The organism is Pantoea sp. SGAir0418 (assembly GCF_043529865.1).
The window spans coordinates 3,751,406-3,772,448 of sequence record NZ_CP027911.1 but is presented as its reverse complement, the minus strand read 5'-3'; the positions used below and the strand labels follow the sequence as shown (position 1 = coordinate 3,772,448).

General features: G+C 54.6%; 15 protein-coding genes, 4 tRNA genes and 1 riboswitch. Of the genes, 14 read left to right on the top strand and 5 right to left on the bottom strand.

From position 1 onward, the window contains the following. Window positions 1-30: 30 nt before the first annotated feature. Window positions 31-981, bottom strand: coding sequence for a type I pantothenate kinase (coaA, locus tag C1N84_RS17590; protein WP_058759911.1), 951 nt, complete (start codon window positions 979-981; stop codon window positions 31-33). Between the two features lie 396 nt (window positions 982-1,377). Between coaA and C1N84_RS17585 the strand changes: the two genes are divergently transcribed. From C1N84_RS17585 to rpoC, 13 genes are all read left to right on the top strand, one after another. Next, window positions 1,378-1,453: transfer RNA gene (locus tag C1N84_RS17585), tRNA-Thr, on the top strand. A 7-nt stretch (window positions 1,454-1,460) separates the two neighbouring features. Next, window positions 1,461-1,545: transfer RNA gene (locus C1N84_RS17580), tRNA-Tyr, on the top strand. 189 nt (window positions 1,546-1,734) lie between these two features. Then, a tRNA-Gly gene (locus tag C1N84_RS17575) sits at window positions 1,735-1,809 on the top strand. A 5-nt stretch (window positions 1,810-1,814) separates the two neighbouring features. Further along, window positions 1,815-1,890: transfer RNA gene (locus C1N84_RS17570), tRNA-Thr, on the top strand. Window positions 1,891-1,996: 106 nt separating this feature from the next. Further along, window positions 1,997-3,181 carry an elongation factor Tu gene (tuf, locus tag C1N84_RS17565; protein WP_022547082.1) on the top strand — a complete coding sequence of 395 codons (1,185 nt, stop codon included), beginning with the start codon at window positions 1,997-1,999 and terminating at the stop codon, window positions 3,179-3,181. Window positions 3,182-3,408: 227 nt separating this feature from the next. Continuing rightward, complete coding sequence (gene secE / locus C1N84_RS17560; RefSeq protein WP_021508209.1) at window positions 3,409-3,792, top strand: preprotein translocase subunit SecE; 384 nt, start codon at window positions 3,409-3,411, stop codon at window positions 3,790-3,792. 1 nt (window position 3,793) lies between these two features. After that, window positions 3,794-4,339, top strand: a complete 546-nt coding sequence (nusG, locus tag C1N84_RS17555) for a transcription termination/antitermination protein NusG (RefSeq protein ID WP_010616908.1) — start codon at window positions 3,794-3,796, stop codon at window positions 4,337-4,339. A gap of 147 nt (window positions 4,340-4,486) precedes the next feature. Next, window positions 4,487-4,915: a 50S ribosomal protein L11 gene (rplK, locus tag C1N84_RS17550; protein ID WP_013507401.1), complete on the top strand. Its 429-nt coding sequence runs from the start codon at window positions 4,487-4,489 to the stop codon at window positions 4,913-4,915. A gap of 3 nt (window positions 4,916-4,918) precedes the next feature. Next, complete coding sequence (gene rplA / locus C1N84_RS17545; protein WP_021508208.1) at window positions 4,919-5,623, top strand: 50S ribosomal protein L1; 705 nt, start codon at window positions 4,919-4,921, stop codon at window positions 5,621-5,623. A 347-nt stretch (window positions 5,624-5,970) separates the two neighbouring features. Continuing rightward, window positions 5,971-6,468, top strand: a complete 498-nt coding sequence (gene rplJ, locus C1N84_RS17540; protein ID WP_021508207.1) for a 50S ribosomal protein L10 — start codon at window positions 5,971-5,973, stop codon at window positions 6,466-6,468. 66 nt (window positions 6,469-6,534) lie between these two features. Further along, window positions 6,535-6,900: a 50S ribosomal protein L7/L12 gene (rplL, locus tag C1N84_RS17535; RefSeq protein WP_021508206.1), complete on the top strand. Its 366-nt coding sequence runs from the start codon at window positions 6,535-6,537 to the stop codon at window positions 6,898-6,900. A gap of 326 nt (window positions 6,901-7,226) precedes the next feature. Further along, on the top strand, window positions 7,227-11,255 hold the full coding sequence (gene rpoB, locus C1N84_RS17530; protein ID WP_021508205.1) for a DNA-directed RNA polymerase subunit beta: 4,029 nt from the start codon (window positions 7,227-7,229) through the stop codon (window positions 11,253-11,255). 72 nt (window positions 11,256-11,327) lie between these two features. Next, entirely contained in the window at window positions 11,328-15,551 is a 4,224-nt protein-coding gene (rpoC, locus tag C1N84_RS17525) for a DNA-directed RNA polymerase subunit beta' (protein WP_058758899.1), read from the top strand. A 66-nt stretch (window positions 15,552-15,617) separates the two neighbouring features. On the opposite strand, the gene C1N84_RS17520 is transcribed toward rpoC, so the two are convergent. Then, on the bottom strand, window positions 15,618-15,803 hold the full coding sequence (locus tag C1N84_RS17520; RefSeq protein WP_058769981.1) for a DUF1127 domain-containing protein: 186 nt from the start codon (window positions 15,801-15,803) through the stop codon (window positions 15,618-15,620). Between the two features lie 175 nt (window positions 15,804-15,978). Here C1N84_RS17520 and C1N84_RS17515 point away from each other — a divergent pair, with 175 nt between their 5' ends. Further along, window positions 15,979-17,433, top strand: a complete 1,455-nt coding sequence (locus tag C1N84_RS17515; protein ID WP_264441765.1) for an aminotransferase-like domain-containing protein — start codon at window positions 15,979-15,981, stop codon at window positions 17,431-17,433. A gap of 162 nt (window positions 17,434-17,595) precedes the next feature. Here the strand turns inward: C1N84_RS17515 and thiE are convergent, their stop codons facing one another. The 3 genes from thiE to C1N84_RS17500 all read right to left on the bottom strand — a co-directional run bounded on the left by thiE (window position 17,596) and on the right by C1N84_RS17500 (window position 21,015). Next, complete coding sequence (thiE, locus tag C1N84_RS17510; RefSeq protein WP_264443779.1) at window positions 17,596-18,243, bottom strand: thiamine phosphate synthase; 648 nt, start codon at window positions 18,241-18,243, stop codon at window positions 17,596-17,598. Then, a complete protein-coding gene (gene thiC / locus C1N84_RS17505) occupies window positions 18,243-20,165 on the bottom strand; it encodes a phosphomethylpyrimidine synthase ThiC (RefSeq protein ID WP_264241105.1) in 1,923 nt (640 codons plus the stop codon). Before thiC ends, thiE begins: the two co-directional genes overlap by 1 nt. A 90-nt stretch (window positions 20,166-20,255) precedes the next feature. Continuing rightward, a riboswitch (TPP riboswitch) is annotated at window positions 20,256-20,356 on the bottom strand. Window positions 20,357-20,508: 152 nt separating this feature from the next. Further along, entirely contained in the window at window positions 20,509-21,015 is a 507-nt protein-coding gene (locus C1N84_RS17500; protein WP_021508199.1) for an Rsd/AlgQ family anti-sigma factor, read from the bottom strand. Window positions 21,016-21,043: the final 28 nt, after the last annotated feature.

The following is a 21,043-nucleotide window of genomic DNA, read 5'->3' as shown; positions in this document are numbered from 1 at the left end:
ACGCCCTGATAAAGCAGGGCGTTTTTAATACTATTTTCGTAACCGCACGCTTTGCACGGCATGATCCGCAGACTTGGTCATGATCAGGCTGGCCCGCTCTCGCGTAGGTAAGATGTTTTCTTTTAAATTCAGCCAGTTAATTTCTTTCCATAATCCACGTGCAATACTTTCTGCTTCCTCTTCAGGCAGCTGAGAATAGTGGTGGAAATAAGAGTCCGGATCGCTGAAGGCACCTTCGCGGAATTTAAGAAAGCGATTAACGTACCAGCGCTCTAATAAGTTTTCTGGCGCATCGACATATATTGAAAAGTCGACGAAATCTGAGACAAATACATGATGCGGATCGTGCGGATAATCCATACCGCTCTGCAGGACGTTCAGCCCTTCCAGAATCAGGATGTCCGGCTGCTGCACCACCTTATCGCCATCCGGGATGACATCGTAAATCAGGTGTGAATACACCGGTGCGGTGACCTGACTGGCGCCCGATTTCAAATCCGATACGAACTTCACCAGTCGATGCATATCATACGACTGCGGGAAGCCTTTCTTTTTCATCAGGCCGCGCTCTTTCAGCACCGCATTAGGGTGCAAAAAGCCATCGGTGGTGATGAGTTCCACCTTGCGGTGCTCGGGCCAGCGGCTAAGCAGCGCCTGTAACACGCGCGCGGTGGTGCTTTTGCCGACGGCGACACTGCCGGCAATACTGATAATGTAAGGGATCTTCTGGCCATTGGTGCCAAGGAACTGCTCCAGTACCGCCTGACGGCGCAGATTTGAACTGATATAGAAGTTCAGCAGACGTGATAGCGGCAGATAGATCTCGGCAACTTCTTCCAGCGAAAGATCTTCATTGATACCGCGCAGCCGTTCAATTTCGCTGGCGGCCAGCGTCATCGGTACGGAATCTCGCAGCGCAGCCCATTGCTGGCGATCAAACTGCAGGTAGGGCGTCGTCAGTGGCGTCGTTTTTTTACTCATAAGCATGCATCTGACCGCAAATTCTGGCTCATCAACACCTTGCAGCAACAGGCATACAGCGATGTGTCGAACTCAGTTGCACGTCACAGGGGTAATTTAACGAGAACAATGGGCAGGAGGGTAACACCAGTGTGACTTTAAAAAGAAGTAAAATGATAAACCTGAGCACGCTTTCGTAAGCAGGCCCGCATTTTTATGATCACAGTATGAGGCTAACGCGGTATCAAAGAATAATCAGGCTGTGGGCTGGCGGAAAAACACACCATGTTTGCTGCTTTTTGCTGCGCTGGCGGGGCGTTTTGCGAGGATTTGCACAAATAGTAAGCGGTAGTGCAAATTTAGCAATTTTTTTGTTGCATCCTGAACCCGGTCTTCCTAGAATGCGCGTCACTTGATGCCGGCTTAGCTCAGTTGGTAGAGCAACTGACTTGTAATCAGTAGGTCACCAGTTCGATTCCGGTAGCCGGCACCATCAAGTAGGTGGGATTCCCGAGCGGCCAAAGGGAGCAGACTGTAAATCTGCCGTCACAGACTTCGAAGGTTCGAATCCTTCTCCCACCACCATCTCAACCTCTCGGTTGAGCGTCAGATAAAGGCTTATCTGATGGGTGAGTTCAACTCTCTCACCTTCGAATTCAGATTGCGCAGTAGCGTGATCACCGTCAGTCGGAAACTCTGACTGGCTCGAATAATAGAAGGTCTTCTTTTATTATTCATAAGCTACAGAAAGAACAGGTAGCCGAGTTCCAGGATGCGGGCATCGTATAATGGCTATTACCTCAGCCTTCCAAGCTGATGATGCGGGTTCGATTCCCGCTGCCCGCTCCAGATGTGCTGATATGGCTCAGTTGGTAGAGCGCACCCTTGGTAAGGGTGAGGTCCCCAGTTCGACTCTGGGTATCAGCACCACTTCCTTTATCTCTCTCCTGATTCTCTCTCTGTAAAACTAACATCAGGTTTTGCCTGGTTAATGTGACGATATCTTTGATATATCCGTGTCTTAGAGGGACAAGCGATGGCTAAAGAGCAATTTCAACGTAACAAACTGCACGTAAACGTGGGCACCATCGGTCACGTCGACCACGGTAAAACCACTCTGACTGCGGCAATCACCACCGTTCTGGCTAAAACCTACGGCGGCCAGGCACGTGCATTCGATCAGATCGATAACGCGCCAGAAGAGAAGGCTCGTGGTATCACCATCAACACCTCTCACGTTGAATATGAAACCCCGACCCGTCACTACGCACACGTTGACTGCCCAGGCCACGCCGACTATGTGAAAAACATGATCACCGGTGCTGCGCAGATGGACGGCGCGATCCTGGTTGTTGCTGCGACTGATGGCCCAATGCCTCAGACCCGTGAGCACATCCTGCTGGGTCGTCAGGTTGGCGTTCCTTACATCATCGTGTTCCTGAACAAGTGCGACATGGTTGATGACGAAGAGCTGCTGGAACTGGTTGAGATGGAAGTGCGTGACCTGCTGTCTGCTTACGACTTCCCTGGCGACGATACCCCAATCGTACGCGGTTCTGCGCTGAAAGCGCTGGAAGGCGACGCTGAGTGGGAAGCGAAAATCGTTGAGCTGGCTGAGCACCTGGATAACTACATCCCGGATCCAGTCCGTGCTATCGACCTGCCGTTCCTGCTGCCAATCGAAGACGTATTCTCAATCTCTGGCCGTGGTACCGTTGTTACCGGTCGTGTTGAGCGCGGCATCGTGAAAGTGGGCGACGAAGTTGAAATCGTGGGTATCAAAGCGACTGCCAAGTCTACCTGTACCGGTGTTGAAATGTTCCGCAAATTGCTGGACCAGGGTCAGGCAGGCGAGAACTGTGGTGTTCTGCTGCGCGGTATCAAGCGTGAAGAGATCCAGCGTGGTCAGGTTCTGGCTAAGCCAGGTACCATCAAGCCACACACCCAGTTCGAGTCAGAAGTTTACGTTCTGTCTAAAGACGAAGGCGGCCGTCATACTCCGTTCTTCAAAGGCTACCGTCCACAGTTCTACTTCCGTACCACTGACGTAACCGGTTCAGTAGAGCTGCCAGAAGGCGTTGAGATGGTAATGCCAGGCGACAACATCAAAATGGTTGTTACCCTGATCCATCCAATCGCAATGGACGAAGGTCTGCGCTTCGCAATCCGCGAAGGCGGCCGTACCGTTGGCGCGGGCGTTGTTGCTAAAGTTATCGCGTAATAGCGATAATATTTGACGCAATGCACACGGAAAGGGCATCATTTGATGCCCTTTTTGTACGCTGTTAACCAGAACCTGGCTCATCAGTGATTTTCGATCATAATCATTGCTGAGACAGGCTCTGTATTACGGCGCTGGATACCGAGTTATGCCCAAAAGCGCATTCGGTTTGGATGCCTCGCTCTGCGGGGCAGAATAGTTTCTGAATTATTGTGGCAGGTTGGTTTATGAGTGCGAATACCGAAGCTCAAGGGAGCGGGCGCGGCCTGGAAGCGGTAAAGTGGGTAGTTGTGATCGCATTGCTGCTGGTAGCAATCGTCGGTAACTACCTGTATCGCGATGTGACACTGCCCTTACGCGCGCTGGCTGTTGTGGTGTTGATCGCTGCGGCGGGCGGCATTGCGTTGCTGACTACCAAAGGCAAAGCAACCGTGGCTTTTGCACGTGAAGCAAGAACCGAAATGCGTAAGGTCATCTGGCCAACTCGCCAGGAAACATTGCACACCACGTTAATCGTTGCCGCGGTCACTGCCGTGATGTCACTGATTTTGTGGGGGCTGGATGGTATTCTGGTCCGTCTGGTATCGTTTATCACTGGCCTGAGGTTCTGAGATGTCTGAAGCTCCAAAAAAACGCTGGTACGTCGTTCAGGCGTTTTCCGGTTTTGAAGCCCGCGTAGCCAAGTCGCTGCAAGAGCATATCAAACTGCACAACATGGAAGAACTGTTTGGCGAAGTCATGGTGCCGACTGAAGAAGTCGTGGAAATCCGTGGCGGCCAGCGTCGCAAAAGCGAACGCAAATTCTTCCCTGGTTACGTACTGGTCCAGATGGTGATGAATGACGCCAGCTGGCACTTAGTGCGCAGTGTACCGCGTGTAATGGGCTTCATTGGTGGTACCTCTGACCGTCCGGCACCGATCAGTGATAAAGAAGTGGATGCGATCATGAACCGCCTGCAGCAGGTGGGTGATAAGCCGCGTCCGAAAACGCTGTTCGAGCCAGGCGAGATGGTGCGTGTCAACGACGGCCCGTTTGCCGACTTCAACGGTGTGGTCGAAGAAGTGGATTACGAGAAGAGCCGCCTGAAGGTTTCTGTTTCTATCTTCGGCCGTGCAACGCCGGTTGAACTCGACTTTGCTCAGGTGGAGAAAGGCTAAGCCTTTTGTTCACTTTTTAGCTCTTGCGGAAGGCGCGAAATTTACCTATAATTTCGCGCCTTTTGTTTTTATGCGCTGGCAACAGCGTGTAAATCGTTATCACGGGGAGCCTGTTCGCCAGGCGCTATACCCAATAGAGGAAATATCATGGCCAAGAAAGTACAAGCCTACGTCAAGCTGCAGGTTGCAGCTGGTATGGCTAACCCGAGCCCACCAGTTGGTCCGGCTCTGGGTCAGCAGGGTGTTAACATCATGGAATTCTGTAAAGCGTTCAACGCCAAAACAGAATCACTGGAAAAGGGTCTGCCTACTCCAGTAGTTATCACCGTATACAGCGACCGTTCTTTCACCTTCGTTACCAAAACGCCTCCGGCTGCCGTTCTGCTGAAAAAAGCAGCAGGCATCAAGTCTGGTTCTGGTAAGCCGAACAAAGATAAAGTCGGTAAAGTAACTCGTGCTCAGGTACGTGAAATCGCAGAAACCAAAGCTGCGGACATGACTGGTGCTGACGTAGAAGCGATGACTCGCTCTATCGAAGGTACTGCTCGTTCCATGGGCCTGGTAGTGGAGGACTAAGAAATGGCTAAGCTGACCAAGCGCATGCGCGTGATCCGTGACAAAGTTGATGCGACTAAACAGTATGACATCAACGAAGCTGTTGCTCTGCTGAAAGAACTGGCTACCGCTAAATTCGTAGAGAGCGTGGACGTTGCTGTTAACCTCGGCATCGATGCACGTAAATCTGACCAGAACGTACGCGGCGCGACCGTTCTGCCACACGGTACTGGTCGTTCAGTACGTGTTGCCGTCTTTACCCAGGGCGCAAACGCTGAAGCTGCTAAAGCAGCTGGCGCTGAGCTGGTAGGTATGGAAGACCTGGCTGATCAGATCAAGAAAGGCGAAATGAACTTTGACGTTGTTATTGCTTCTCCGGATGCAATGCGCGTTGTTGGCCAGCTGGGCCAGGTTCTGGGCCCACGTGGTCTGATGCCAAACCCGAAAGTTGGTACCGTAACTCCTAACGTTGCTGAAGCTGTGAAAAACGCTAAAGCGGGTCAGGTTCGTTACCGTAACGACAAAAACGGCATCATCCACACCACCATCGGTAAAGTGGACTTCGATGCTGACAAACTGAAAGAAAACCTGGAATCTCTGCTGGTTGCGCTGAAAAAAGCTAAACCTGCTCAGGCGAAAGGCGTGTACATCAAGAAAGTCAGCATTTCTACCACCATGGGCGCCGGCGTTGCCGTTGACCAGGCTGGTCTGAACGCAGCAGCAAACTAATTGCTGCTTGTAACGGGCGAAAAATTCATCTAGAATCTTACGCCCGTTGTTCTGGTTGATCCGTCAATTCAGAACCCAAATTCATAGTCGCGGAGTGCACAGGTCTAAACACCTTGTCATTCAGCGACTAAGGTTGGAGCCAGGCCTGATCCTGGCCTCCGTCCAAGACCGCAGGAGCAGAACCTCTTCGGAAGTGATGCTTAATATCCTGCGTAGACGGTGACAGAACCAAAAAGAATTTTTTCTTCACTGGATTCTGCTCACCGTGTAACGCGCTTACGGCCTTCGGGTGTGTAAGTGAAGTGAGTTCCGGGAAATTTTCCCGGTCAAATCCAGGAGCAAAGCTAATGGCATTAAATCTTCAAGGCAAACAAGCAATTGTTGCTGAAGTTAGCGAAGTAGCCAAAGGCGCGCTTTCAGCGGTTGTTGCGGATTCCCGTGGCGTTACCGTTGATAAAATGACTGAACTGCGTAAAGCAGGTCGTGAAGCTGGCGTCTACATGCGTGTTGTTCGTAACACCCTGCTGCGCCGCGTCGTTGAAGGTACTCCATTCGAGTGCCTGAAAGACACGTTTGTTGGTCCGACCCTGATTGCATACTCTATGGAACACCCGGGCGCTGCTGCTCGTCTGTTCAAAGAGTTCGCGAAAGCGAATGCAAACTTTGAGGTCAAAGCTGCAGCCTTTGAAGGTGAGCTGATCCCGGCGGCACAAATTGACCGTCTGGCAACGCTGCCGACTTACGAAGAAGCACTGGCACGTCTGATGTCGACCATGAAAGAAGCTGCTGCTGGCAAGCTGGTCCGCACTCTGGCTGCTGTTCGCGACGCGAAAGAAGCGGCTTAAGGCCAGATTCTTTTTCTTCGTACTTGCTAACGTATAAACTTTTACTGATTCTTAGGAACAATTGTCATGTCTATCACTAAAGATCAAATCCTGGAAGCCGTTGCAGCTATGTCCGTAATGGAAGTAGTTGAGCTGGTTTCTGCTATGGAAGAAAAATTCGGCGTTTCTGCTGCTGCTGCTGTCGCTGTTGCTGCTGGCCCGGCTGAAGCTGTTGAAGAGAAAACTGAATTCGACGTTATCCTGAAAGCTGCTGGCGCGAACAAAGTTGCTGTAATCAAAGCCGTTCGTGGCGCAACTGGTCTGGGCCTGAAAGAAGCTAAAGACCTGGTTGAAGCTGCTCCAGCTGCAATCAAAGAAGGCATCAGCAAAGACGACGCAGCTGCACTTGAAGCTGCTCTGAAAGAAGCTGGCGCTGAAGTTGAAGTTAAGTAAGACAACCCTCGGGTTGCAGTCTGCGTAAACAGACTGATGGCTGGTGACTTTTTGGTCACCAGCCTTTTTGCGCTACAGGGGAACGATGGCGTTTCGCACTGTTTGTCCATTGTTCCTCTTCAATATCTTTTTCTATCGACGACTTAATATACCGCTTTCCTGTGAGGGTTCCCTGCCTGCGCAACGGCGATGAAATGATTTAAGAGTGATAGAAAGATGTATTGCATGGGGTGCCGCGCATCGCATGAAAAACAAAATAGTGTTGCATGAACTGTCCCTTCAGGACGGACAGCGTGGGTCGACTTGTCAGCTAGCTGAGGAACCCTATGGTTTACTCCTATACCGAGAAAAAACGTATTCGTAAGGATTTTGGTAAACGTCCACAAGTACTGGATGTGCCTTATCTCCTTTCTATCCAGCTTGACTCGTTCCAGAAGTTTATCGAGCAAGATCCAGAAGGCCAGTACGGTCTGGAAGCAGCCTTCCGTTCCGTGTTCCCAATCGCGAGCTACAGCGGCAACTCTGAGTTGCAGTATGTCAGCTACCGTCTGGGTGAGCCGGTGTTTGACGTGACAGAATGTCAGATCCGTGGCGTGACGTACTCCGCACCGCTGCGCGTTAAACTGCGTCTGGTGATCTACGAGCGCGAAGCGCCGGAAGGCACCGTAAAAGACATCAAAGAACAAGAAGTGTACATGGGCGAAATTCCGCTCATGACCGACAACGGTACCTTTGTCATCAACGGTACTGAGCGTGTTATCGTTTCTCAGCTGCATCGTAGTCCTGGCGTATTCTTTGACAGCGATAAGGGTAAAACGCACTCTTCCGGTAAAGTGCTGTATAACGCACGTATCATCCCTTACCGCGGTTCATGGCTCGACTTCGAGTTTGACCCGAAAGACAACCTGTTCGTCCGTATTGACCGTCGTCGTAAGCTGCCGGCCAGTATCATCCTGCGCGCGCTGGATTACACCACTGAGCAGATTCTCGATCTGTTCTTCGAAAAAGTGGTCTTTGAAATCCGCGACAACAAACTGCAGATGGAACTGGTGCCTGAGCGCCTGCGTGGTGAAACCGCCTCCTTCGATATCGAAGCCAACGGCACGGTCTACGTTGAGAAAGGTCGTCGCATCACTGCGCGCCACATCCGTCAGCTGGAAAAAGACAACATTCAGCACATCGAAGTGCCGGTCGAGTACATCGCGGGCAAAGTGGTCGCGAAAGATTACATCGATCTGAACACCGGTGAGCTGATCGTGCCGGCGAACATGGAGCTGTCACTGGATCTGCTGGCGAAACTGAGCCAGTCCGGTCACAAACGCATCGAAACCCTGTTCACCAACGACCTGGATCACGGCCCGTACATTTCTGAGACGCTGCGCGTTGACCCAACCAACGATCGCCTGAGCGCGCTGGTTGAGATCTACCGCATGATGCGTCCTGGCGAGCCGCCAACGCGTGAAGCCGCAGAAAACCTGTTCGAGAACCTGTTCTTCTCTGAAGATCGTTACGATCTGTCGGCCGTTGGCCGCATGAAGTTCAACCGTTCTCTGCTGCGTGACGAGATCGAAGGTTCCGGTATCCTGAGCAAAGACGACATCATCGAAGTGATGAAGAAGCTCATCGGTATCCGTAACGGTATTGGCGAAGTGGATGATATCGACCACCTCGGCAACCGTCGTATCCGTTCGGTCGGCGAAATGGCGGAAAACCAGTTCCGCGTTGGCCTGGTGCGCGTAGAGCGTGCTGTGAAAGAGCGTCTGTCTCTGGGCGACCTCGACACGCTGATGCCACAGGACATGATCAACGCCAAGCCAATTTCGGCCGCGGTGAAAGAGTTCTTTGGTTCCAGTCAGCTGTCCCAGTTTATGGACCAGAACAACCCGCTGTCTGAGATTACGCACAAACGTCGTATCTCTGCTCTGGGCCCAGGCGGTCTGACCCGTGAACGCGCCGGCTTCGAAGTGCGTGACGTACACCCGACTCACTACGGTCGCGTATGTCCAATCGAAACCCCGGAAGGTCCGAACATCGGTCTGATCAACTCACTCTCTGTTTACGCGCAGACGAACGAATACGGCTTCCTCGAAACGCCGTACCGCCGCGTGGTTGACGGTAAAGTGAGTGATGAAATTCATTACCTCTCTGCAATCGAAGAGGGTAACTACGTTATCGCTCAGGCGAACACCAACCTCGCCGATGACGGCAGCTTTGTTGACGATCTCGTCACCTGCCGTAGCAAAGGTGAATCGAGCCTGTTCAGCCGCGATCAGGTTGACTACATGGACGTTTCCACTCAGCAGGTGGTTTCTGTCGGTGCGTCCCTGATTCCATTCCTGGAGCACGATGATGCTAACCGCGCCCTGATGGGTGCGAACATGCAACGTCAGGCTGTACCTACCCTGCGTGCTGACAAGCCGCTGGTTGGTACCGGTATGGAACGTGCTGTTGCGGTCGACTCCGGTGTAACTGCCGTCGCGAAACGTGGTGGTACCGTGCAGTACGTCGATGCGTCACGTATCGTTATCAAAGTTAACGAAGACGAGATGTATCCGGGCGAAGCAGGTATCGACATCTACAACCTGACCAAGTACACCCGTTCTAACCAGAACACCTGCATCAACCAGATGCCGTGTGTTTCTCTGGGTGAACCTATCGAGCGTGGCGACGTGCTGGCTGACGGCCCGTCTACCGACCTCGGTGAGCTGGCGCTGGGTCAGAACATGCGCGTGGCGTTCATGCCATGGAACGGTTACAACTTCGAAGACTCCATCCTCGTTTCTGAGCGTGTCGTACAGGAAGACCGTTTCACCACCATCCACATTCAGGAACTGGCTTGCGTGTCGCGTGACACCAAACTGGGGCCGGAAGAGATCACCGCTGACATCCCGAACGTGGGTGAAGCTGCGCTCTCCAAACTGGATGAATCCGGCATCGTGTATATCGGTGCGGAAGTGACCGGTGGCGACATTCTGGTAGGCAAGGTGACGCCGAAAGGTGAAACCCAGCTGACGCCAGAAGAGAAACTGCTGCGTGCAATCTTCGGTGAAAAAGCCTCTGACGTGAAAGACTCGTCACTGCGCGTGCCGAACGGCGTTTCCGGTACGGTTATCGACGTACAGGTCTTCACCCGCGATGGCGTGGAAAAAGACAAGCGCGCGCTGGAAATCGAAGAGATGCAGCTGAAGCAGGCGAAAAAAGACCTGTCTGAAGAACTGCAGATCCTCGAAGCGGGCCTGTTCAGCCGTATCCAGGCCGTCCTGATTTCAGGTGGCGTGGAAGCGGAGAAACTGGACAAGCTGCCACGTGAGCGCTGGCTGGAACTCGGTCTGACCGACGAAGAGAAGCAGAACGCGCTGGAGCAGCTGGCTGAGCAGTATGACGAGCTGAAGCACGAGTTTGAGAAGAAACTCGAAGCGAAGCGTCGCAAGATCACCCAGGGCGACGATCTGGCACCGGGCGTGCTGAAAATCGTCAAGGTGTATCTGGCCGTTAAGCGTCAGATTCAGCCTGGTGACAAAATGGCGGGTCGTCACGGTAACAAAGGTGTTATCTCCAAGATCAACCCAATCGAAGACATGCCATACGATGAGAACGGTACGCCGGTCGACATCGTACTGAACCCGCTGGGCGTACCATCGCGTATGAACATCGGTCAGATTCTGGAAACCCACCTGGGTATGGCGGCGAAAGGCATTGGTGAGAAGATCAATGCGATGCTGAAGAAGCAGGAAGAAGTCGCCAAACTGCGTGAGTTTATCCAGCGTGCTTACGATCTGGGCACCGATGTGCGTCAGAAAGTTGACCTGAACACCTTCTCGGACGATGAAGTGCTGCGTCTGGCAGAGAACCTGAAAAAAGGTATGCCAATCGCGACGCCAGTGTTCGACGGTGCGAAAGAGAGCGAAATCAAAGAGCTGCTGCAGCTCGGCGGTCTGCCTTCTTCCGGTCAGATCACCCTGTTCGACGGCCGTACCGGTGAGCAGTTTGAGCGTCAGGTAACCGTAGGTTACATGTACATGCTGAAACTGAACCACCTGGTCGACGACAAGATGCACGCCCGTTCTACCGGCTCTTACAGCCTGGTTACGCAGCAGCCGCTGGGTGGTAAGGCGCAGTTCGGTGGTCAGCGCTTCGGTGAGATGGAAGTGTGGGCACTGGAAGCATACGGTGCCGCGTATACCCTGCAGGAAATGCTTACCGTTAAGTCTGATGACGTCAACGGCCGTACCAAGATGTATAAAAACATCGTTGACGGCAACCATCAGATGGAACCGGGCATGCCGGAATCCTTCAACGTACTGTTGAAAGAGATTCGCTCGCTGGGTATCAACATCGAGCTGGAAGACGAGTAAGCACTCGCAAGTACTGGTTATGGGACGCGCCTGGCGCGTCCCTGAGAGTTCCACTCCGACGGGAGCTAATCCGTGAAAGACTTACTTAAGTTTCTGAAAGCGCAAACTAAAACCGAAGAGTTTGATGCGATCAAAATTGCGCTGGCCTCGCCAGACATGATCCGTTCCTGGTCTTTCGGTGAAGTTAAAAAGCCGGAAACCATTAACTACCGTACCTTCAAGCCGGAGCGTGACGGTCTTTTCTGTGCCCGTATTTTCGGACCGGTAAAAGATTACGAATGCCTGTGCGGTAAGTACAAGCGTCTGAAACACCGTGGCGTGATCTGTGAGAAGTGTGGCGTTGAAGTCACGCAGACCAAAGTGCGTCGTGAGCGTATGGGCCACATCGAGCTGGCTTCGCCGACCGCGCACATCTGGTTCCTGAAATCACTGCCATCCCGCATCGGTTTGCTGCTGGATATGCCGCTGCGTGATATCGAGCGCGTGCTGTACTTCGAATCTTATGTTGTGGTCGAAGGCGGCATGACCAACCTGGAAAAACGTCAGATTCTGACTGAAGAGCAGTACCTTGACGCGCTGGAAGAGTTCGGTGACGAATTCGACGCGAAGATGGGTGCGGAAGCTATCCAGGCGCTGCTGAAAAATATGGATCTGGAGCAGGAGTGCGAGCAGCTGCGTGAAGAGCTGAACGAAACCAACTCTGAGACCAAACGTAAAAAGCTGACCAAGCGTATCAAGCTGCTGGAAGCGTTCGTGCAGTCTGGCAACAAGCCAGAGTGGATGATCCTGACCGTTCTGCCGGTGCTGCCGCCAGATCTGCGTCCGCTGGTACCGCTGGACGGCGGTCGTTTCGCTACGTCGGATCTGAACGATCTGTATCGTCGCGTGATCAACCGTAACAACCGTCTGAAGCGTCTGCTGGATCTGGCTGCGCCAGATATCATCGTACGTAACGAAAAACGTATGCTGCAGGAAGCGGTAGATGCCCTGCTGGATAACGGCCGTCGCGGTCGTGCCATCACCGGCTCTAACAAACGTCCTCTGAAATCTTTGGCCGACATGATCAAAGGTAAGCAGGGTCGTTTCCGTCAGAACCTGCTGGGTAAACGTGTTGACTACTCCGGTCGTTCGGTTATCACCGTCGGTCCATACCTGCGTCTGCATCAGTGCGGTCTGCCGAAGAAAATGGCACTGGAACTGTTCAAACCGTTCATCTACGGCAAGCTGGAACTGCGTGGCCTCGCGACCACCATTAAAGCGGCCAAGAAAATGGTTGAGCGCGAAGAAGCGGTGGTCTGGGATATCCTGGATGAAGTGATTCGCGAACACCCGGTACTGCTGAACCGTGCACCAACCCTGCACCGTCTGGGTATCCAGGCGTTTGAACCGGTTCTGATCGAAGGTAAAGCGATCCAGCTGCACCCGCTGGTGTGTGCGGCGTATAACGCCGACTTCGATGGTGACCAGATGGCTGTTCACGTACCGCTGACGCTGGAAGCCCAGCTGGAAGCGCGTGCGCTGATGATGTCTACCAACAACATTCTGTCTCCAGCGAACGGCGAGCCAATCATCGTTCCTTCACAGGACGTTGTTCTGGGTCTGTACTACATGACCCGTGACAAAGTGAACGCCAAAGGCGAAGGCATGGTACTGACCGGCCCGAAAGAAGCTGAGCGTGTTTACCGCGCTGGCCAGGCCGAGCTGCATGCACGCGTTAAAGTGCGTATCACTGAATACAGCAAAAATGAGCAGGAAGAGCTCGTTGCGAAAACCAGCCTGATCGACACCACCATTGGTCGTGCGATCCTGTGGATGATCGTACCGAAAGGTCTGCCTTACTCCATCGTCAACCAGGCGCTGGGTAAGAAAGCGATTTCTAAGATGCTGAACACCTGTTACCGCATCCTGGGCCTGAAGCCGACCGTTATCTTTGCTGACCAGACCATGTACACCGGCTTTGCCTATGCAGCCCGTTCAGGTGCCTCAGTCGGTATCGACGACATGGTGATTCCTGCCAAGAAAGCAGAAATCATTGCAGAAGCCGAAGCGGAAGTGGCCGAGATCCAGGAGCAGTTCCAGTCTGGTCTGGTTACCGCGGGCGAACGTTACAACAAAGTCATCGATATCTGGGCTGCGGCTAACGAACGCGTATCCAAAGCGATGATGGATAACCTGCAGACCGAAACCGTGATCAACCGTCACGGCGAAGAAGAGCAGCAGGTTTCGTTCAACAGCATCTACATGATGGCCGACTCCGGTGCGCGTGGTTCTGCGGCACAGATTCGTCAGCTGGCAGGTATGCGTGGTCTGATGGCGAAGCCAGATGGCTCCATCATCGAGACGCCGATCACCGCGAACTTCCGTGAAGGTCTGAACGTACTCCAGTACTTCATCTCGACCCACGGTGCGCGTAAAGGTCTGGCCGATACCGCACTGAAAACGGCGAACTCCGGTTACCTGACCCGTCGTCTGGTTGACGTGGCGCAGGACCTGGTGGTTACCGAAGACGACTGTGGCACATTCGAAGGCATCATGATGACCCCGGTCATCGAAGGTGGCGATGTTAAAGAGCCACTGCGTGAGCGTGTATTGGGTCGTGTGACGGCAGAAGACGTGCTGAAGCCGGGCACTGCGGACATCCTGATCCCGCGTAACACCCTGATCGATGAGCACTGGTGTGACGTGGTTGAACTGAACTCCGTGGACGCGATTAAAGTGCGTTCCGTGGTGAGCTGTGAAACCGACTTCGGTGTGTGTGCACACTGCTACGGTCGCGATCTGGCACGTGGTCACATCATCAACAAAGGTGAGGCCATCGGCGTTATCGCAGCACAGTCCATCGGTGAGCCGGGTACCCAGCTGACCATGCGTACCTTCCACATCGGTGGTGCGGCATCGCGTGCGGCAGCTGAATCCAGCATTCAGGTGAAGAACAAAGGTACTATCAAGCTAACCAACGCCAAGTCAGTAACCAACTCCTCCGGGAAACTGGTTATCGTCTCGCGTAACGTTGAGCTGAAGATGATCGACGAGTTCGGTCGTACCAAAGAGAGCTATAAAGTGCCTTACGGTGCGGTCATGGCGAAAGGTGATGGCGAGCAGGTTGCTGCGGGCGAAACCGTTGCAAACTGGGATCCACACACCATGCCGGTTATCACCGAAGTGGGCGGTTTCATCCGCTTCACCGACATGATCGACGGTCAGACCATTACCCGTCAGACTGACGACCTCACTGGTCTGTCATCGCTGGTGGTACTGGATTCTGCAGAGCGTACTGCGGGCGGTAAAGACCTGCGTCCGGCACTGAAAATCGTTGATGCCAACGGCAACGACGTATTGATCCCGGGCACCGACATGCCGGCACAGTACTTCCTGCCAGGTAAAGCGATTGTGCAGCTGGAAGATGGCGTGAAGATCAGCTCGGGTGATACCCTGGCGCGTGTTCCGCAGGAATCTGGCGGTACCAAGGACATCACCGGTGGTCTGCCGCGCGTTGCCGACCTGTTCGAAGCGCGTCGTCCGAAAGAGCCAGCTATCCTGGCGGAGATCAGCGGTATCATCTCCTTCGGTAAAGAGACCAAAGGCAAGCGTCGTCTGGTGATCACCCCGGTTGACGGTAGCGATCCGTATGAAGAGATGATTCCGAAATGGCGTCAGCTCAACGTATTCGAAGGTGAACGTGTAGAACGTGGTGACGTCGTATCCGACGGCCCAGAGTCTCCGCACGACATCCTGCGTCTGCGTGGCGTCCATGCTGTGACCCGTTACATCACTAACGAAGTGCAGGAAGTTTACCGCCTGCAGGGCGTTAAGATTAACGATAAGCACATCGAAGTCATCGTGCGTCAGATGCTGCGTAAAGCAACCATCCTGAACGCGGGTAGCTCGGAGTTCCTGGAAGGCGAGCAGGCGGAAGTCTCTCGTATCAAGATCTCCAACCGCGATCTGGAAGCGAACGGCAAAATCGGCGCGACGTACATGCGTGACCTGCTGGGTATCACCAAAGCCTCGCTGGCAACCGAATCGTTCATCTCTGCGGCATCGTTCCAGGAGACCACCCGTGTCCTGACCGAAGCAGCGGTAGCCGGCAAGCGCGACGAACTGCGCGGCCTGAAAGAGAACGTTATCGTGGGTCGTCTGATCCCGGCCGGTACCGGTTATGCTTACCACCAGGATCGTATGCGTCGCCGTCAGGCGGGTGAAGCACCGGTTGCACCGCAGGTGACTGCGGATGAAGCCTCTGCCAGCCTCGCTGAGCTGCTGAACGCCGGTCTGGGCGGTAGCGACGACGAATAATCGTCTGCTCTGCTGACCATGAAAAAACCCTGCCTCGGCAGGGTTTTTTTTCGTCTGAAAACCGCGTTATTTCTGATTGATATCCTGACGCGTCAGCCCGATGTCACGTAGCTGCGCATCACTCAGGTGCGAAAGAATCTCCCGCGTTTCCCGCCTGGCCTGCCAGCGTTTGATTGCGCGCACGCCGCCACGGAAGATATCGAGTAAGGTCACGCTGAACGGTTTTGCCGCCCGGTTCTGATCGAATTCCATAATCCCAGCCCTCAGTATGATGTCTGAACAACATTTTCCCTCTGATGGCGAATGCAATACAGATTCAAAAATCACTTATCTTTAACATACAGATTGCGCCCGTACCGATCTGAATGGTAGAAATAGGCGTCATCTGTACTGATTTTTGATCACCGTTAACGCAGCGAGGCACACAATGACGCGCTATCAACATCTGGCCTGTCTGCTTTCAGACCGTATTGAGCAGGGGCTGTATCGCAGCGGCGAACGCTTGCCCTCGGTGCGTACGCTCAGCATTGAGCACGGTGTCAGCATCAGCACCGTGCAGCAGGCTTATCATCTGCTGGAAGAGAAGCAGCTTATCGTGCCGCAGCCGCGTTCCGGCTATTTTGTCGCTACCCGTAAAGCCACGCCGCCGGTGCCCGCGATGACCCGACCCATACAGCGTCCGGTTGAGATCACCCAGTGGGAATCGGTGCTGGAGCTGCTGAGCAGCCGCATTAATGGCGACGTGCTGCAGCTGGGCAGCGGCATGCCGGACCTGACCCAGCCGACGCTCAAGCCGCTGTGGAAAATCATGGGCCGCATGGCGCAGAAGCAGGACATTGATCAGCTCAACTACGACAGCCTGCTCGGCGTGGCAGCGCTGCGCGAGCAGATTGCGCGGCTGACAATTGACAGCGGCTGTCAGCTGACGGCGGAAGATATTGTCATCACTACCGGTTGCCATGAAGCGCTGTCGGTGTCGATTCGCGCCGTGTGCGAGCCAGGCGATATCATTGCCGTCGAGTCGCCAGCGTTTCACGGCACCATGCAGACACTGCGCGGTCTGGGCATCCGCGCCATTGAAATCCCTACCGATGCGGTCAGCGGGATCAGTCTTGAGGCGCTGGAGCTGGCGTTTGAGCAGTGGCCAATCAAAGCGGTGGTGGTGGTACCCAACTGTAATAATCCGCTTGGATTTATCATGCCGGAAGCGCGTAAGCGCGCGCTGCTGACGCTGGCGCAGCGCTTTGACGCGGCGATCATTGAAGATGATGTTTACGGCGAGCTGGCGTGGGAGTATCCGCGTCCGATCACCATCAAATCGCTGGATATGGATGGCCGCGTGCTGCTGTGCAGCTCGTTTTCCAAAACCCTGGCGCCCGGCTTGCGCGTGGGCTGGGTCGCGCCGGGACGCTATCGCGATCGCGTACTGCACATGAAATATATTGGCACCGGTTCGACGGCAACGCAGCCGCAGTATGCGGTCGCAGAGTTTATTCGTCAGGGCCATTACCTGCCGCATTTGCGCCGCATGCGCCATGTGTATCAGCGTAACTATGAGACGTTTAGCTGCTGGGTGCGCCACTATTTTCCCTGCGGTATTTGCGTCTCGCGGCCGCAGGGCAGTTTCCTGATGTGGATTGAGCTGCCGGAAGCCTTCGATGCGGTGCGGCTGAATGCGGAACTGCGGGAGCTGAAAATCCAGGTGGCGGTCGGTTCGTTGTTTTCGGCGGCGGGTAAATATCGCAACTGCCTGCGCCTCAATTATGGTCTGCCAATGAATGAGCAAACCGAGCAGGCGATTGCCAGCCTCGGCGCAGCCGTGGAGCGTGCCATGCAGGCCTGCAGTGCGGAAACGCGCCATACTACCTCCCTGACAGAATAACGGTGGAAAGGCAGGGCCGGACAGAGAGTCGGGGAAGCCAGCCCTGGCCCGCTGCAAGCGACAGCGGGCAGGCTCACTTTAGCGATTGTCCCCGGTCGCGCCAGCCCTGACTGCTGCCGTTTGCGCGCCGTATTCGCGGATTTTTAGCGCCGTTGCAGTCAGTTACAACGCTTTTGCGACATGCTCTGGGGATTCTACCAGCGCCAGCAGCTGGCGGGTCGCCGCCTGCCAGTCTTCCGCCTGGATAATCGCGCTGACCACGGCAATGCTGCCGACGCCGGTCGCCAGCACCTCCGGCACGCGTGCCAGCGAAATGCCGCCAATCGCTACGGTGGGAATGTGCTGCAGCCGCGCCAGATGGCGCTTCAGCTCGGCTATGCCCTGCGGCGCAGAGGGCATCTCTTTGGTTTGTGTCGGAAAGATGTGGCCGAGCGCAATATAGGACGGACGCAGCGCCAGCGCGCGATCCAGCTCGGCGTCATCGTGTGTCGACAGACCCAGGCGTAAGCCGGCGTGGCGGATAGCGTCCAGGTCGGCCACATCCAGATCCTCCTGACCAAGATGCACACCATAAGCGTTGTACTTAATCGCTAAGCGCCAGTAATCGTTGATAAACAGCCGCGCGCCGTACTGTTTGCCCAGGGCGATGGCATCGCGTACTGCGGCTTCAATCTGGCGATCATCGCCATCTTTGATGCGCAGCTGGAGGGTGCGCACGCCGGCTGCCAGCAGGCGTTCAATCCACAACACGCTGTCGACAACCGGATAGAGCCCCAGTTTTGGCGCGGTGGCAGGGAAGGCTTCAGTCATCATTTTTCCTCTTTCAGGGCATCGGCGGCGTGATACAGCTCGCCGCCACGGCTACGGAAGGCATCGGACATTTGCGCCATGCCCAGCGCTATCGGCTGGGCTTCCGCCTGCTGGCGGGCGGCAAATTCGCGCACTTCCTGGGTGATTTTCATTGAACAGAATTTGGGGCCGCACATGGAACAGAAGTGGGCCACTTTGCCGGATTCCTGCGGCAGAGTTTCGTCGTGATAGGCCCGCGCGGTATGCGGATCGAGCGCCAGATTAAACTGATCTTCCCAGCGGAACTCGAAGCGAGCTTTCGACATGGCGTTGTCGCGGATCTGCGCGCCGGGATGGCCTTTAGCCAGATCGGCAGCGTGCGCGGCGATCTTGTAGGTAATCAGCCCCTGCTTAACATCCTCTTTATTCGGCAGGCCAAGGTGCTCTTTCGGCGTGACGTAGCACAGCATCGCGCAGCCAAACCAGCCGATCATGGCGGCGCCAATCCCGGAGGTGAAATGATCGTAGCCCGGCGCGATATCGGTCGTCAGCGGGCCCAGCGTATAAAACGGCGCTTCATGGCAGTGTTCCAGCTGCTCGGTCATATTGCGGCGGATCATCTGCATCGGCACGTGACCGGGGCCTTCAATCATGACCTGCACATCATATTGCCAGGCGATTTGCGTCAGCTCGCCTAAGGTACGCAGTTCGGCAAACTGGGCTTCGTCGTTGGCGTCCTGAATCGAGCCGGGACGTAAACCATCACCGAGCGACAGCGCGACATCATAGGCGGCGCAGATTTCACAGATTTCGCGGAAATGCTGGTAGAGGAAGTTTTCCTGATGATGTGACAGGCACCACTTCGCCATGATTGAGCCGCCGCGCGACACGATGCCGGTCAGCCGTTGTGCGGTCATCGGCACATAGCGCAGCAGCACGCCCGCGTGAATGGTGAAGTAATCAACACCCTGCTCAGCCTGTTCCAGCAGGGTATCGCGGAAAATGTCCCAGTTAAGATCTTCTGCAATACCGTTGACCTTTTCCAGCGCCTGATAGATTGGCACCGTGCCGATCGGCACCGGACTGTTGCGCAAAATCCACTCGCGCGTTTCATGGATATAGCGGCCGGTCGACAGATCCATCACGGTATCTGCCCCCCAGCGCGTGGCCCACACCAGTTTTTCCACTTCCTCTTCAATCGACGAACTTACCGCCGAGTTGCCGATGTTGGCGTTGACCTTCACCAGAAAATTGCGGCCGATAATCATCGGCTCCGATTCCGGATGATTGATGTTGGCAGGAATGATGGCGCGGCCGCTGGCCACTTCAGCGCGCACGAATTCGGCGCTGATATTCTCTGGCAGCTGCGCACCAAAGCCGTGGCCGGCGTGCTGCTGCAACAGCGTTGCACTGCGGATACGCTCACGTCCCATGTTTTCGCGCAGCGCGATGAACTCCATCTCCGGCGTGATGATGCCCTGACGCGCATAATGCAGCTGCGTGACGCGGCGACCCGCTTTGGCCCGGCGCGGCAGCGGCAGATGTTCAAAACGCAGATGATCCAGCCCGTCATCCGCCAGCCGCTGCTGACTGTAGCTTGAGCTGAGTGCGCTGATGGTTTCGCTGTCGTTGCGTTCGGCGATCCAGCCGGCGCGCAATTTTGCCAGACCCTGATGCACATTGATGGTCGCGTGGGGATCGCCATAGGCACCGGCGGTGTCATACACCGGCACCGGTTCATTGTCTGCGTATTGCGGATGATCTTTGCTGCCGCCGGTGTGCGTCGGGCTGAGCTGAATTTCGCGCATCGGGACGCGGATATCCGCACGGCTGCCGCTGATCCAGATACGTTTTGAGTTAGGGAAGGCGGTTCCCTGGAGCGAATCGATAAATTTTTGCGCCTGCGCGCGTTGTTCACGACGTGAGGTTTTAGCATCAGACATAGCAAGTTTCCTGAAAACAAGGGGAAGCTGCTTGTCCGGAGTCCGGAAGGAGTAACAGAAACGGTGCGGGCGCCTGACTGCACCGTGCTGATCACATCTACTCTTGTTCCCTTCGCAGGTACTAACCTGATCAGGTTCCGCGGATCCCGAATTAACGGTCTCAGCCCCTAAGGGCACTCCGACAAGTTTACGTTTTACGCGATAAGCGACTTTACTGACTGCTGCACGCTGCGCTTATATCGCAAAGTTTGATTGTGGATTGTCGTTAAAAAAGACAATAAAAAAGCCCATTCAGCATAAAAGGGCTTTTCCTGAATAACAAGTCTTTTACAACTGCAGCGGTTCAGGCTGGACGAGCAATGGTGCTGTCATTGGCTACCGGCGGGCGCGCCAGCTGATTATCCCAGGCGAGCTGAATCAGTTTGTCTTCCAGCGTAAAGCGTGACTCCAGCGCTTCGCCCACTTCTGACAGCGCCTGCTGGAAATCCACGCAGTTGTCGTCATTAATGGCCTGTTGCAGATGGCTGTCATACAGTTGCATCAGACGTTCAGTATTGCCTTCCAGCGCCGGATAGATCTGCGCCGCCGCAATCATCGGGCTGTCGCCGGACATCTCGCTGATGATGCGCTCGTAAACGCTGAAGTGGCCGGTAGAGAGATAGTCCACCAGACGATGGCAAAACGCATCCAGCGCCTGTTCATCCAGCGCGGTCAGCGCTTCTTTGTTCGGCTTCATGCCAATTAACTCGTAATAGGTGACGAGCAGCTGTCGACGGGCGCGCAACCATGAGTCGACTAATTCATTACCGCCACCTACACGCTCGGTCAGGTTATCTAACTGGGTAAGCATACGGGGCTCCAGGTGAGTTATAGTTGTT

What these genes read in the sequence shown, in the direction of transcription:
- coaA (WP_058759911.1), bottom strand. Translation starts at nt 981, where the DNA reads ATGAGTAAAAAAACGACGCCACTGACGACGCCCTACCTGCAGTTTGAT.
- tuf (WP_022547082.1), top strand. Translation starts at nt 1,997, where the DNA reads ATGGCTAAAGAGCAATTTCAACGTAACAAACTGCACGTAAACGTGGGC.
- secE (WP_021508209.1), top strand. Translation starts at nt 3,409, where the DNA reads ATGAGTGCGAATACCGAAGCTCAAGGGAGCGGGCGCGGCCTGGAAGCG.
- nusG (WP_010616908.1), top strand. Translation starts at nt 3,794, where the DNA reads ATGTCTGAAGCTCCAAAAAAACGCTGGTACGTCGTTCAGGCGTTTTCC.
- rplK (WP_013507401.1), top strand. Translation starts at nt 4,487, where the DNA reads ATGGCCAAGAAAGTACAAGCCTACGTCAAGCTGCAGGTTGCAGCTGGT.
- rplA (WP_021508208.1), top strand. Translation starts at nt 4,919, where the DNA reads ATGGCTAAGCTGACCAAGCGCATGCGCGTGATCCGTGACAAAGTTGAT.
- rplJ (WP_021508207.1), top strand. Translation starts at nt 5,971, where the DNA reads ATGGCATTAAATCTTCAAGGCAAACAAGCAATTGTTGCTGAAGTTAGC.
- rplL (WP_021508206.1), top strand. Translation starts at nt 6,535, where the DNA reads ATGTCTATCACTAAAGATCAAATCCTGGAAGCCGTTGCAGCTATGTCC.
- rpoB (WP_021508205.1), top strand. Translation starts at nt 7,227, where the DNA reads ATGGTTTACTCCTATACCGAGAAAAAACGTATTCGTAAGGATTTTGGT.
- C1N84_RS17520 (WP_058769981.1), bottom strand. Translation starts at nt 15,803, where the DNA reads ATGGAATTCGATCAGAACCGGGCGGCAAAACCGTTCAGCGTGACCTTA.
- C1N84_RS17515 (WP_264441765.1), top strand. Translation starts at nt 15,979, where the DNA reads ATGACGCGCTATCAACATCTGGCCTGTCTGCTTTCAGACCGTATTGAG.
- thiE (WP_264443779.1), bottom strand. Translation starts at nt 18,243, where the DNA reads ATGACTGAAGCCTTCCCTGCCACCGCGCCAAAACTGGGGCTCTATCCG.
- thiC (WP_264241105.1), bottom strand. Translation starts at nt 20,165, where the DNA reads ATGTCTGATGCTAAAACCTCACGTCGTGAACAACGCGCGCAGGCGCAA.
- C1N84_RS17500 (WP_021508199.1), bottom strand. Translation starts at nt 21,015, where the DNA reads ATGCTTACCCAGTTAGATAACCTGACCGAGCGTGTAGGTGGCGGTAAT.